This window comes from Frankia sp. AiPs1, from assembly GCF_023716945.1.
Lineage (GTDB): Bacteria > Actinomycetota > Actinomycetes > Frankiales > Frankiaceae > Frankia.
Map to the genome: position 1 here is coordinate 1 of NZ_JAMQQF010000138.1, position 13,035 is coordinate 13,035.

Annotated in this window: 13 protein-coding genes; 2 read left to right on the forward strand and 11 right to left on the reverse strand. The window is 71.7% G+C overall.

The features are described from left to right. From ND748_RS14505 to hemW, 7 genes are all read right to left on the reverse strand, one after another. Positions 1-1,306 (reverse strand): hemolysin family protein (locus ND748_RS14505; protein WP_251746336.1); only part of this gene is annotated, 1,306 nt, incomplete at its 3' end. 19 nt (positions 1,307-1,325) lie between these two features. Beyond that, entirely contained in the window at positions 1,326-1,871 is a 546-nt protein-coding gene (gene ybeY, locus ND748_RS14510) for an rRNA maturation RNase YbeY (protein ID WP_251746337.1), read from the reverse strand. Between the two features lie 28 nt (positions 1,872-1,899). Further along, positions 1,900-2,955 (reverse strand): PhoH family protein, encoded by a 1,056-nt coding sequence (locus ND748_RS14515; RefSeq protein ID WP_251746338.1) that lies wholly within the window; start codon positions 2,953-2,955, stop codon positions 1,900-1,902. A 146-nt stretch (positions 2,956-3,101) separates the two neighbouring features. Continuing rightward, on the reverse strand, positions 3,102-3,860 hold the full coding sequence (locus tag ND748_RS14520; RefSeq protein ID WP_251746339.1) for a 16S rRNA (uracil(1498)-N(3))-methyltransferase: 759 nt from the start codon (positions 3,858-3,860) through the stop codon (positions 3,102-3,104). Between the two features lie 93 nt (positions 3,861-3,953). Next, complete coding sequence (gene dnaJ / locus ND748_RS14525) at positions 3,954-5,099, reverse strand: molecular chaperone DnaJ (RefSeq protein WP_251746340.1); 1,146 nt, start codon at positions 5,097-5,099, stop codon at positions 3,954-3,956. Then, entirely contained in the window at positions 5,099-6,118 is a 1,020-nt protein-coding gene (gene hrcA / locus ND748_RS14530; RefSeq protein ID WP_251746341.1) for a heat-inducible transcriptional repressor HrcA, read from the reverse strand. The genes dnaJ and hrcA overlap by 1 nt, the downstream gene beginning before the upstream one ends. 340 nt (positions 6,119-6,458) lie before the next feature. Further along, positions 6,459-7,694, reverse strand: coding sequence for a radical SAM family heme chaperone HemW (gene hemW / locus ND748_RS14535; RefSeq protein ID WP_251746342.1), 1,236 nt, complete (start codon positions 7,692-7,694; stop codon positions 6,459-6,461). A 229-nt stretch (positions 7,695-7,923) separates the two neighbouring features. Here hemW and ND748_RS14540 point away from each other — a divergent pair, with 229 nt between their 5' ends. After that, complete coding sequence (locus tag ND748_RS14540) at positions 7,924-8,088, forward strand: hypothetical protein (RefSeq protein ID WP_251746343.1); 165 nt, start codon at positions 7,924-7,926, stop codon at positions 8,086-8,088. Positions 8,089-8,171: 83 nt separating this feature from the next. Here the strand turns inward: ND748_RS14540 and lepA are convergent, their stop codons facing one another. Next, positions 8,172-10,019 carry a translation elongation factor 4 gene (lepA, locus tag ND748_RS14545; protein ID WP_308205641.1) on the reverse strand — a complete coding sequence of 616 codons (1,848 nt, stop codon included), beginning with the start codon at positions 10,017-10,019 and terminating at the stop codon, positions 8,172-8,174. A gap of 324 nt (positions 10,020-10,343) precedes the next feature. Here lepA and rpsT point away from each other — a divergent pair, with 324 nt between their 5' ends. Continuing rightward, complete coding sequence (gene rpsT / locus ND748_RS14550; protein WP_251746344.1) at positions 10,344-10,613, forward strand: 30S ribosomal protein S20; 270 nt, start codon at positions 10,344-10,346, stop codon at positions 10,611-10,613. A gap of 133 nt (positions 10,614-10,746) precedes the next feature. Here the strand turns inward: rpsT and ND748_RS14555 are convergent, their stop codons facing one another. The 3 genes from ND748_RS14555 to ND748_RS14565 form a co-directional block, all read right to left on the reverse strand. Beyond that, positions 10,747-11,106, reverse strand: a complete 360-nt coding sequence (locus ND748_RS14555) for a hypothetical protein (RefSeq protein ID WP_251746345.1) — start codon at positions 11,104-11,106, stop codon at positions 10,747-10,749. Beyond that, a complete protein-coding gene (gene holA, locus ND748_RS14560; RefSeq protein ID WP_251746346.1) occupies positions 11,103-12,113 on the reverse strand; it encodes a DNA polymerase III subunit delta in 1,011 nt (336 codons plus the stop codon). The genes ND748_RS14555 and holA overlap by 4 nt, the downstream gene beginning before the upstream one ends. Before the next feature lies 1 nt (position 12,114). Beyond that, positions 12,115-13,035: ComEC/Rec2 family competence protein (locus tag ND748_RS14565; RefSeq protein WP_251746347.1), on the reverse strand; the 921-nt coding region annotated here is incomplete at its 5' end.

The window sequence follows — 13,035 nt, forward strand, 5'->3', positions numbered from 1 at the left end:
CTGCGCCGGGGGCCGGGTCGTCGGCGTCAGCCGGCGGGCCCGGCGGGCGGCTGACGACGATCGTGCCGATCTGATTGCGCCGGCCGGCCGCCCGCTCCGCGGACAGCCGCAGGCCACCGACCGTCACGGTGGCGCCCGGGATGGGCACCCGACCCAGGGCCGTGGCCAGCAGGCCGCCAACGGTCACCGAGTCGTCCGCGCCGGGCAGCGCGTCGACGTCGAAGTCGAAGAGTCTGGCGAGGTCGTCCACGTCCAGCCGGGCGGTGACCCGAGCCGTGTCGGGATCGAGCCACTCCACCGGTGCCACCTCGCTGTCGTACTCGTCGGTGATCTCGCCGACGATCTCCTCGAGAATGTCCTCGATGGTCACGAGCCCGGCGGTCCCACCGTACTCGTCGATGACGATCGCCATGTGGGTCCGCGAGGCCTGCATCTCCCGAAGCAGGTCGTCGGCGGGCTTGCTCTCCGGCACGAGCACGGGCGAACGCATGATGTCGGCGACGGGGCCGTCCTCGTCGCCGCCGCGCTCGCGGCGGACCATGTCCTTGAGGAAGGCGATCCCCACGACGTCGTCGACGCTCTCGCCGATCACCGGGATCCGGGAGAAGCCGCTGCGCAGGGCGAGCGAAAGAGCCTGGCGAACGGTCTTCGTCGACTCGATGAACACCATGTCCGGCCGCGGCACCATCACCTCCCGGACGAGGGTGTCACCGAGCTCGAACACCGACGCGATCATGTCGCGTTCCTCGCGCTCGATGACCTCGTTCTCCTCGGCGAGGTCGACCAGGTCACGCAGCTCCGCTTCCGAGGCGAAGGGCCCGTCCCGGAACCCGGGCCCCGGGGTGACAGCGTTGCCCAGCGCGATGAGCAGTCGAGGCAGCGGCCCGAAGATCCGGGCGAGGCGGACGGTGAGCCCGGCGGTGGCGAGCGCGACCGCCGGCGCGTGCTGGCGGCCGAGCGTCCGGAACATCACCCCGACGAGGATGTAGGCGATCAGGGTCGCTACCAGGGTGCCCAGCCCGATCGCGGCGAAGCCCGTCCCGTAGGCGTGCGCGAACAGGATCGTCAGGCAGGCGGCGGCGAGCATCTCGCCGACCACCCGCAGAAGCAGCAGCAACGCAAGGTAGCGGCCGGGGTCGGCGACGACGGTCACGAGGTTCGCCGCACCGGCGCTCCCCTGGCGCGCGAAGTTCTCGACCGACACCCGCGACACCCGGGTCAGGGCCGCGTCCACGCAGCCGAGTCCCGCGGCGGCCAGGGAAGCGACCACCGTGATGAAGACGAGCAGAAGATCGCCGGAGCTCATGGGCTCCCCCCGGCCGGGGTCAGTGCGCGGCGGTGGGGCCGGGCTCTCCAGCTCCGTCCGCACCGTCCGCACCGCCGGCGGGACGCTTCCCACCGGCGGCCTTCACCGCGGCATCCCAGGACGCCAGCAGCTTGTTCTGGATCTTCCACATCTCGCGTTCCTCGTCCGGCTCGGCGTGGTCGTACCCGAGCAGGTGCAGGATGCCGTGGGTGCACAGCAGGTGCAGTTCGCGCTCGTAGGAGTGCCCCGCCTGCTCCGCCTGGCGGCGCGCGACGTCGGGGCAGAGCACGACATCGCCGAGCAGCGTCGTGGGGTCGTCGTCGACCGACTCCGACCAGGAGGCGTCAAACGCGTCGTCCTGCGCGAAGGAGAGCACGTCGGTCGGGCCCTCCTCGCCCATGTACCGAACGTGCAGGTCGGCCATGGCCTTCTCCTCGACGAGCATCACCGACAGCTCCGCGAGCGGGTTCACCTTCATCGCGTCGAGCACGAAACGGGCAAGCGCCGTGAGCCGGACCTCGTCCACGTCGTTCGCGCCCGACTCGTTGGCGACGAACACGGCCATCAGTAGTCCTCTCCGAACTCCGACACGGTCACCGTCGCTCGCGGCGGGCCGGCCGGGCGGGTGCTGCAGCCGCGGCGGCGGCACCGGCATCGTCGCCGGCGGCGTCCCAGCGGGCGTACGCGTCGACGATCTCGCCCACCAGCCGGTGCCGAACGACGTCGGAGCTGGTCAGGGACGCGAAGTGGACGTCCTCGACGCCGTCGAGGATCTCCCGGACGACCCGCAGCCCGCTGCGGGTGCCGCTGGGCAGGTCGACCTGGGTGACGTCACCCGTCACCACGATCTTGGCCCCGAAGCCGAGCCGGGTGAGGAACATCTTCATCTGCTCGGGCGAGGTGTTCTGCGCCTCGTCGAGGATGATGAAGGCGTCGTTCAGGGTTCGGCCGCGCATGTAGGCCAGCGGGGCGACCTCGATCGTCCCGGCCTGGATGAGCCGCGGGATCGAGTCCGGATCGATCATGTCGTGCAGCGCGTCGTAGAGCGGCCGCAGATATGGATCGATCTTCTCGTACAGGGTGCCCGGCAGGAAGCCCAACCGCTCCCCCGCCTCGACCGCCGGCCGGGTCAGGATGATCCGGTTGACCTTCTTGGCCTGCAGCGCCTGAACCGCCTTCGCCATCGCCAGGTACGTCTTGCCGGTGCCGGCGGGCCCGATCCCGAACACGATCGTGTGCTGGTCGATCGCGTCGACGTAACGCTTCTGGTTCAGCGTCTTCGGCCGGATCGTCCGGCCTCGGTTCGACAGGATGTTGAGGGTGAGGACCTCGGCGGGCCGCTCCTGCGCACCGCTGCGCAGCATCGCCAGGGAGTGGTCGACGTGCTGCGGGCTGAGCTCGGTGCCCGCGTCGAGCAGGGCGATGAGCTCCGCGAACAGCCTCGCGGCCAGCTCGTTCTCCGCTGGCGGGCCGGTGATGGTGATCTCGTTGCCGCGCACGTGGATGTCCGCGGAGAAGGCCCGCTCGACGGTGCGCAGCAACTCGTCCTGATGACCCAGGAGGCTCACCATGCTGTGCGGGCCAGGGACGACGATGCGCGTCGTGGCCGGGGCGGCCGACGCGGCGGGGGGCGTGACGGATTCGGGCATAGAGAGCGGCCAGCTACGGCCGCGGCACCTCTCAGGATCGATGACCGTGGTGGGTGGTGCGGCGCGTGGGTGAAGGCGTTCAGGTCAGCGCCCTGCCGGGCAGGAGCCGTCCACCGAACGCCAGCCGCAGGCGCTACCCCGCCAGTCTATCCATCATCAAGCCGAGCGTCCCAGCGGCCGAGATCCGCGAGGACGACCGAGGACGCGACCACGCCCGCAGTGGAGGTGCGCAGCACGGTCGGACCCAGGCGGGCGACCACGGCGCCGGCCTGACGCAGCGCGTCCACCTCGACGTCGGCGATGCCCCCCTCGGGCCCGACGACCAGCAGGATCTCGGCCGGTGTTTCGTCGAAGGGCGCGGCGCTGCGGCGGGCCAGGCCCACCAGCGGGTCGCCGGCCTGCTCGTGCAGCACCACGGCGAGGGCGGCCGACGCCACCCGCCGGGTCAGCTCCGCCGTCCCGACGAGGTCGCCGACCACCGGCCAGTGCAGGCGGTGGGACTGCTTCGACGCCTCCGCCGCGGCCCGGACCCAGCGTTCCCGGGCGCGCCCGCCACGCTCGCCCTCCCAGCGGACCACCGAGCGTGCCGCCGACCAGGGCACGATCTCGTCGACGCCGACCTCGGTCAGCATCTCCGCCGCCCGCTCGCCGCGGTCGCCCTTGGCCAGTGCCTGCACGACGACGAGGCGCGGATGCGGCGCCGCCGCGTCGACCCGCCGACGCACCGCACAGTCGATCTCGTCACGCCGGACAGCGACGACGGCGCACTCCAGCGCTGCCCCGCGACCGTCGGTGACATCCACCGGTTCTCCCGCGCGCAGCCGGCGCACCGTCGCCGCATGATGCCCCTCCGGGCCGGACAGGGTGAACACGTCCGCGGTGGGCAGCGGGGACAACCGGAACATGGCGCTGGTCAGTGGGGATCCCTTCGGCGGAGAACGAGCCGGACGGACCGGGGACCGGCCGTGCCGATCGTGCCGGCCGTGCCGATCGACGGGTCAGCGCCCGCGCCGCGACCCACGACGGCGGAACAACCCGCTCGCGCCGCCGCCGATGGAACCGCCCACGACCGCGGGCGCCTCCTCGTCGCGGATCTTCGCCAGCTCCCGCAGCAACCGCTCCTGCTCCGCGTCCAGCTTCGTCGGCGTCTCGACGTTGATGTGGATGTGCAGGTGCCCCCGCCCGGCGGCCCGCAGGTGCGGGACGCCACGGCCGGCGAGCTTGATGACCTCGCCCGGCTGGGTGCCCGGCTTCACCGCGATGGTCTCGGTGCCGTCGAGGGTCTCCAGCGTCGCGGAGGTGCCCAGCGCCGCCGAGGTCATCGGCAGCGGCAACTCACAGTGCAGGTCGTCGCCCTCTCGGGTGAACACCGGGTGCTGGCGCTCGGAGACCTCGACGTAGAGGTCGCCGGGCGGTCCGCCGCCGGGACCGACCTCGCCCTCCCCGGACAGCCGGATGCGCATTCCGTCCTCGACCCCCGAGGGGATCTTCACCGTCAGGGTGCGCCGCTTACGGACCCGGCCGTCCCCACCGCAGTCGCGGCAGGGATGCTCGATCACCGTGCCGGTGCCCGAGCAGCGTGGGCAGGGGCGAGAGGTGACCATCTGGCCGAGAAAGGAGCGGGTGACCTGCTGGACCTCCCCCCGACCGCCGCAGGTGCCGCAGGTCGAGGGATGGGAACCGGGAGCCGCCCCGGCGCCGGTGCAGGTCGAGCACACGGCCGCGGTGTCCACGGTGATCTCACGGGTGGCGCCGAACGCGGTCTCGGCCAGATCCAGCTCGATCCGCAGCAGCGCGTCGTTGCCGCGCCGGACCCGGGAGCGCGGGCCGCGGGCCGTCCCGCCGCCGAAGAAGGCATCCATGATGTCGCCGAGGCCACCGAAGCCGGCGCCGAACGGCGAACCTGCGCCACCGCCACCGCCGCCGGGCGCGAGCGGGTCGCCGCCCAGGTCGACGATCTGCCGCTTCTCCGGGTCGGAGAGCACCTCGTAGGCCGCGGTCACCCCGCGAAAACGCTGCTGCGCCTCCGGGTCGGGGTTGACGTCAGGATGCAGTTCCCGGGCGAGCTTGCGGTAGGCCCGTTTGATCTCGTCGTTCGACGCGTCTCGGCGTACGCCGAGAACTGCGTAGTAGTCCACGGCCATCAGTCGGCACCCAAGAGTTCACCCACGTATTTGGCGACGGCCCGGACGGCCGCCATCGTCCACGGATAGTCCATGCGCATCGGGCCGACCACTCCCATTCCACCCAGGGCGAAAGGACCGCGGCCATAGCCGGTGGCCACCACCGCGGTCGTCCGCAGGGCGTCCACGTCCGTCTCTCGACCGATGCGTACCGTTACAGTACCGGTCTCGCGGGCCGAGCCGATGAGCTTCATCAACACGACCTGCTCCTCGAGCGCCTCCAGTATCGACCGCAGCGAGTCGGCGAAGTCGACCGAGGCACGGGTGAGGTTCGCCGTACCGGCCATGGCGAGACGCTCCTCGGGGCGCTCCACCAGGGATTCCAGCACCGCCCCGGTCATCGTCGCCAGGCACGGCCGCAGCTCGGGGCGAGCCTGGTCGGGCAGGGTGGCGACGACCTCGGGGGCGTCGGCCAACCGCTGGCCGGCCAGGGCGCAGTTGAGGGTCGCCCGCAGCTCGCCCGCGATCTCCTCGTCCACCGGCGTCAGGCTGTCGATGATCCGCTGCTCCACCCGACCGGTATCGGTGATCATCACCATGAGCATCCGGCGCGGGCCGAGGGTCACCACCTCGATGTGCCGGACGCTGCTGCTCGACAGCGACGGGTACTGCACCACCGCCACCTGGCGGGTGAGTTGGGCCAGGAGGCGAACCGAGCGGCGGACGACGTCGTCGAGGTCGACCGCACCCTCCAGAAAGCTCTGGATGGCCCGGCGCTCGGCCCGCGACAGCGGCTTGACTCCCGACAACCGATCGACGAACAACCGGTAGCCCTTGTCCGTCGGAATGCGCCCGGCGCTGGTGTGGGGCTGCGTGATGTAGCCCTCTTCCTCCAGCGCGGACATGTCGTTGCGGACAGTAGCGGGCGAGACACCAAGGTTATGCCGCTCCGCCAGCGCTTTGGAGCCCACCGGCTCGTTGCTCAGGACGAAGTCCTCCACGATCGCCCGAAGGACTTCAAGCCGCCGATCCTCTAGCACGCGGTCGCACCCCCTTCACCAAGCGGGACGTGGCCGGGCCACGGTGCGTACACCTGCACCGACGGACACCAGGCCTGGCACTCGGCCGCAGTGAGTGCCAAGTGTAGCTGTCGGCCAGGCATGAAGCACACAACATGAGCCGCCCCACGAATGGCTGGTGAGGAGCCGGCGACATCTCTCCAACAGAACGACCACCGAGGCACCCGGGTTCCGCGCCGCGGCGGCCCGCCTGATCGTGTAGCGGCCGGTCGTCCGGGAGTCACTCGGCCGGCAGCCGGGCGGGCGGCCGGCCGGGCAGCCGGGCAGCCGGGCAGCCGGGCGAGGATCAGTCGGGCGAGGATCAGTCGGGCAGCAGGGCCCGAACCACCGTGTCGGTCAGCAGGCGACCACGGCGGGTCAGTCGCACCCGGCCGGACTCGAGGGCGCCCGGTTCGATCAGGCCGGAGCGAGCGAGATCCGCGCACGCCCCCAGCCCGGCCTCGTCGAGCTCGGCGACGCCGAGCCCCTCCGCGAGCCGCACCCCCAGCATCACCCGCTCGACCCGGCGGGTGGACGCGTCGAGCTCCTCGCGTGCCGCGGCCGGACTGCGCTGCGCGGCCAGGCGGGCGGCGTATTCCGCTGGATGGCGCACGTTCCACCAGCGCACGCCGCCGACGTGGCTGTGGGCGCCCGGGCCGAAGCCCCACCAGTGGTCACCCCGCCAGTAGCCCAGATTGTGCCGGCAGCGGGTGGCCGGACCACGCGACCAGTTGCTGACCTCGTAGTTGGTCAGCCCGGCGGCGGTGAGGATCTCGTCGGCGAGCAGGTACCGGTCGGCGAGCAGGTCGTCATCGGGCTCCAACAGCTCGCCGCGGCGCACCCGGCGCGACAGCTTGGTGCCCTCCTCGACGGTCAGCGCGTAGGCGCTGACGTGGTCCGGCCCCAACTGCACCGCGGCCCGCAGGCTCGCCGCCCAGTCGGCCTCGGACTCGCCCGGCGCCCCGTAGATCAGATCGAGGCTCACCTGCTCGAACCCGGCCTTGCGTGCCCAGCGCATCACCTCGGACACCCGCCCGGGGGTGTGCCGGCGGTCCAGCGCCGCCAGCACGTGCGGCCGGTCGCTCTGCATGCCGAACGAGACCCGGGTGTAACCGGCCGCCCGCAACTGCTCGAGCTGGGCCGGGTCGACCGACTCCGGGTTCGCCTCGGTGGTGACCTCCGCGTTGGCGGCGAGTCCGAACTCCGCGTCCAGCGCGCTCAGCAGCCGGGCGAGGTCGTCGGCGGAGAGCAGCGTCGGCGTGCCGCCACCGACGAACACGGTGGAGATCGGCAGGTCGGTCTCGCCCAACACCGCCCGGGCCAGCCGGATCTCCTGGACGGCGATGTCGACGAAGGTCGTCAGGCCCACCGAGGAGATCAGCGCGCCGCCGAGATCGGCCGCCGTGTAGGTGTTGAAGTCACAGTAGCCGCAGCGTGCCGCGCAGTAGGGCACGTGCACGTAGGCCCCGAACGTGCGCTCGGTCAGCTCGGCCAGCGCGGCCGGCGGGAGAGCGCCGTCGTCGGGCGGAGGTGACCCGTCGGGAGGCTTTTGTGGCATGCCCCCAGTGTGCCCCCAACGGATGGGGTTCCAGCAACGCCACGTTTGTCAAGCGCACGAGCGGGCCGAAGATGGCCACACGGGGACCACGGCGGGACAAGCACCGGAAACGAGGGTCCCCCTCGGCCTCGACGAGAGGTCGGGCACGTTTTGCCCCCGTTGTTGACGGAAGATCAGATATGGGCGGACCATCGTCGACCGGTCGAGCCCGGTGCGAAAAGATCCGGCCATGGACGATGACGTCAGGGCCGTTTTCGAGGAGATCTCCGAACTGCTCCCGCCCCGAACCACCGAGTATCGTTCCAGCGCCGCCGCGCCCAGGGCCGACCGCTCGCTCACCGAACCGGCGACCGAACCGATCCGCCTGCCGGCGAGCCCGCTGCCCAGGAGCTGACGACGCGCCGACCTCCCGGGGGGTGGCCGTGACCGGCGGTCTCCCCCGGGTCGACCCGCCCGATCTCCCCCGCCGGGGGTGGGTCACTTGCTCGTCGTGGACTTCCCGGTGTCGGTGGACAGCGCGGCGATGAAGGCCTCCTGCGGGACCTCGACGCGCCCGATGGTCTTCATCCGCTTCTTGCCCTCCTTCTGCTTCTCCAGCAGCTTGCGCTTACGGGTGATGTCACCGCCGTAGCACTTGGCCAGCACGTCCTTGCGGATCGCCCGGATGTTCTCCCGGGCGATGATCCGGCTGCCGATCGCCGCCTGGATCGGCACCTCGAACTGCTGGCGCGGGATCAGCTCGCGCAGCTTGGTCGTCATCGCCACGCCGTAGGAGTACGCCTTGTCCTTGTGGACGATGGCCGAGAAGGCGTCGACGGTCTCGCCCTGCAGGAGGATGTCGACCTTGACCAGGTCGGCGAGCTGCTCCCCGGCCTGGTCGTAGTCGAGGCTCGCGTACCCCCGGGTCCGGGACTTCAGCGCGTCGAAGAAGTCGAAGATGATCTCGCCGAGCGGCAGGGTGTACTTGAGCTCGACCCGGTCGGCCGACAGGTAGTCCATCCCCTTGAGCACGCCGCGCCGGCCCTGGCAGAGCTCCATGACCGCACCGACGAAGTCGGTGGGCAGCAGCAGCATCGCGTCGACGATCGGTTCGTACACCTCGGCGATCTTGCCGCCGGGCCAGTCGCTGGGGTTGGTCACGGTGACCTCGGAGAGGTCCTCCATCACCACCCGGTAGACGACGTTCGGCGCGGTGGAGATCAACGTCAGGTTGAACTCGCGCTCCAGGCGCTCCCGGACGATCTCCAGGTGCAGCAGGCCGAGGAAGCCGCAGCGGAAGCCGAAGCCGAGCGCCGCCGACGTCTCCGGCTCGTAGGTCAGCGCGGCATCGTTGAGCTGGAGCTTGTCGAGCGCCTCGCGCAACGCCGGGTACTCGCTGCCATCGATCGGGTACAGCCCCGAATACACCATCGGCAGTGGATCCCGGTAGCCACCGAGCATCTCCGTGGCCGGATTGCGGGCGGTGGTGACGGTGTCGCCCACCCTGGCCTGGCGGACGTCCTTCACCCCGGGGATGACATAGCCGACCTCGCCGACCGACAGCGAGCCCGTCGGATGCGGATCCGGCGAGATCACCCCGACCTCGAGCGTCTCGTGGCTGGCGCCCGTCGACATCATCAGGCAGCGGTCCCTGGTCGTCAGGGTGCCGTCGATGACCCGGACATAGGTGATGACGCCGCGGTAGATGTCGTAGACGCTGTCGAAGATCATCGCCCGGGCGGGCCCGGCGGGGTTGCCGACCGGCGCGGGCACCTGCCGGACGATCTCGTTGAGCAGCTCCGGCACGCCCTGGCCGGTCTTGCCCGACACGCGCAGCACGTCGCCCGGGTCGCAGCCGATGATCGCCGCGATCTCCTCGGCGTACTTCTCCGGCTGGGCCGCCGGCAGGTCGATCTTGTTCAGGACGGGGATGATGGTCAGGTCGTTCTCGATCGCGAGGTAGAGGTTCGCGAGTGTCTGGGCCTCGATCCCCTGCGCGGCGTCGACCAGCAGGACCGCGCCCTCGCAGGCGGCCAACGACCGGCTCACCTCGTAGCTGAAGTCGACGTGGCCGGGCGTGTCGATGAGATGAAGGATGTAGTCCTGACCGTCGTGCGCCCGCCAGGGCAGCCGGACGTTCTGGGCCTTGATGGTGATCCCGCGCTCGCGCTCGATGTCCATCCGGTCGAGGTACTGGGCGCGCATGTTGCGCGCGTCCACGACCCCGGTCACTCCGAGCATCCGGTCGGCAAGGGTCGACTTGCCGTGGTCGATGTGGGCGATGATGCAGAAGTTGCGGATCATCGCGGGGTCGGCGCCGGGCGCCAGGTGTGGGGCTGCGGACACGCGGAGAGTTCTCGTTTCGCTCGCGGTGATCACGGGAGCCGTCCCGTGCCGGGATCTGGGTCGACCTCCCTTCATCGTGCCAGGAGGCGGCACGCAGGTTGCGCCGGTGCACCGGCCGGCAGCGGTTTGATATTCTGGGTGCCGCCTTGGTGGGCCGCGTTCGGCGTCCCGAGCGGTCCGGCCGCCTCCGACTCCGCGTGACACCGGATTCGGCGCAGGTGACCGGCCTCCGAGGCGCCGGTACTCCGAGCCGCCGCGTGCGGCCGGCGTCCGTATGATGACGTGTCCGCACCATCCCGACTCGACAACCAGAGGTTCCTCCGCGTGGCCAACATCAAGTCGCAGATCAAGCGCAACCTCACCAACGAGAAGCGGCGGCTGCGCAACAAGGCTGTCAAGTCCGAGCTCAAGACGCATGTGCGCCGATTCCGCGACGCGGTCGAGGCGGGCGACGCCGATCGCGCCAGCGAGACCCTGCGGATCGCCTCCCGCAAGCTGGACAAGGCTGTCAGCAAGGGCGTCATTCACCCGAACCAGGCCGCCAACAAGAAGTCGGCGCTGGCCCTCGCGCACGCGAACCTGACGGCCAGCTGAACCCGCGCGGCGGAGCCGGGGCGCCAGGGGTGCTCCGGCTTTTCTGCGTGCCCGCGTCACCCGCCGGCCCGCTGGGTTCCCTGCCCGCGTGCCCGCCGCCTCACCCGCCTGCCGCCGTGGGGCCGCACCGCGCCTAACGGGTTGCCGGGTCGCCCGGCGGGTTCTGCGCGGCCGCCGGACCGGCGTTCGCCGGATGGACCAGCCGTTCGAGCACCTCGTGGTAGGCGACCATCGCGGCGACGGTCACCGGCAGGACGCCGACCACCCAGGCGCTGGCCAGGTCCCCCAGCGCGACGACCACCGTGACCAGCCCCGTGACGGTCACGAGCAGGCCACGCATCCAGCCGGCGGGCAGGACCTGCAGCCCGAACCAGCCTCCGGGCGGCGCATCGGGCTCGTCGGGATACCCATCGTCCGGCCCCCTGGCCGGCCCTGGCCGGCCAGCGGTCCCGGCCGCCGGGGTCGATCCTGGCGGCCGCTGCGGCCCGGTCATCGACGCCCGCCGCGGTGGGCCCGGTCCCGCGGGAAGGACCGCGCCATGGCCACCTCGCGCAGGAGCTTCTCCAACGCGTAGCCCGCGTCCACCGACGCCCCCTTCACACCAGCATCGGCCGTTGCCGACGCCCGCAGCGCGAGCGCCAGGCCCGGATCCGACCAGGCGCGCGCCGAACGCTGCGCCTTCTCGACCTTCCAGTCGGGCATGCCGAGCGCGCGGGCGAGGTCCCACTTCGTCCCCGGGCCGGCCGAGGACACCCGCGCGAGATCCCGCAGGCCGCCGGCGACGGCGCTGGAGATCAGCACGGCCGCGGTACCCCCTTCGATGGCCTGCCGCAGCAGCGTCAGCGCCTGCGGCAGGTCACCTCCGATGATCGCGTCGGCGACGGCGAACCCGCTGGCCTCGGCGCGCCCCCGATGGAACCGGGCCACCGCGGCCTCGTCGAGCATGCCGCCCTCGGTGTCGGCAACGAGCTGGTCACACACCGCGGCGAGCTCGCGCAGGTCGCCGCCGACGGCATCGAGCAGGGCCCGCACGGCGCCGTCGCTGATCCGCCCACCGAGGCGACGCACCTCGGCGACCACGAAGTCGTGCCGCTCTCGAGACTTCGTGATCTTCGCGGCCGGCACGACCCGGGCGCCCGCCGCCTTCATGGCATCGACCAGCTTGCGGTTCTTCACCGCGCCGCTGTGCACGAGCACGAGCACGACGTCGTCGAGGGGATGGCCGATGTAGGCCAGCAGCGCGTCGCGCAACTCCTCCCCGAGGTCCTGCACGCCCCGGACGACGACCGCCCGACCACCGCCGAACATCGATGTGGCGCCGAGGTCCACCATGTCCGCCTCGCTGAACTCGGCGGCCGCCCGGTCCACGATCTCCACTTCAGGATCGCGGGCGCGGGCCGCATCGAGGACCTCGCGGACGGCTCGCCCCACGAGCAGGTCCTCGTCTCCGGAGACGAGAACGAGCGGGGGCGCTGGAGAAGCTGGCACGCGGGTGAGCATGTCACGATCCCTCCCCCGACCGACGGCGCACCACCACGACCTGGTCGCGGGTCGGTGCGGTGCCCCGGGCCGACCGATCCGTCCCGGGCGCGGGGCACCCCTGGCCGGGCCGGCCGGGCTCGGGAGGCGCAGCGGGTGCCACCACGGCCAGCGCCCCGTCGCGGTCGGTTCGGGCGACGGCCATCCCGGCCTGGTCCAGCACGCGCAGCGTCGATGCCGCCGGATGGCCGTAGTCGTTGCCCGTCCCGACGCTGATCAGCGCGAAGCGGGCCTTGCTCGCAGCGAGGAAGCCGGGGTCCTGGTTGGCGGACCCGTGGTGCGGAACCTTCAGGACGTCCGCCCGCAGCCAGGCCCGGTCCTGCGGACGGCCGAGCAACAGCCGTTGGGCGGTTGCCTCCACATCCCCGGTGAGCAGGATGGTCGCGGCGCCGACCCTGGCGGAGAGCACCAGGCTGTCGTTGTTGGGATCGCTGTCCGTGCCGTGCAGGATGATCCGGGGCGCCAGCACGGTCCAGCAGACCGCGCCCGCCTGGCCCCGGGCACCCGCACCGATGGTGCGCAGCGGCACGCCCGCCCGGTCCGTCCACCGACGGACCGAACGCCACTGACCCACCGGTTCCCGCAACGGGCCGACCAGCACCTCCCCCACCGGCAGTCGGCCGAGCACGCCGGGGAGCCCGTCGACGTGATCCGCGTGCAGATGGCTCAAAATGATCACGGAAAGGCGGCGCACGCCGAGCTCGTCGAGGCAGCGGACAAGCAGGTCCGGATCGGGTCCCGCGTCGACCAGCACCGCGCTGCCGGGCCCGGCCGACAGCACCAGCGCGTCCCCCTGCCCGACGTCGCAGGCCACCAGCCGCCAGCCGGCGGGCGGCCAGGAGGCGAACCGCTCGACGACGGCGCAGCGCGCCAGGAGCAGGCC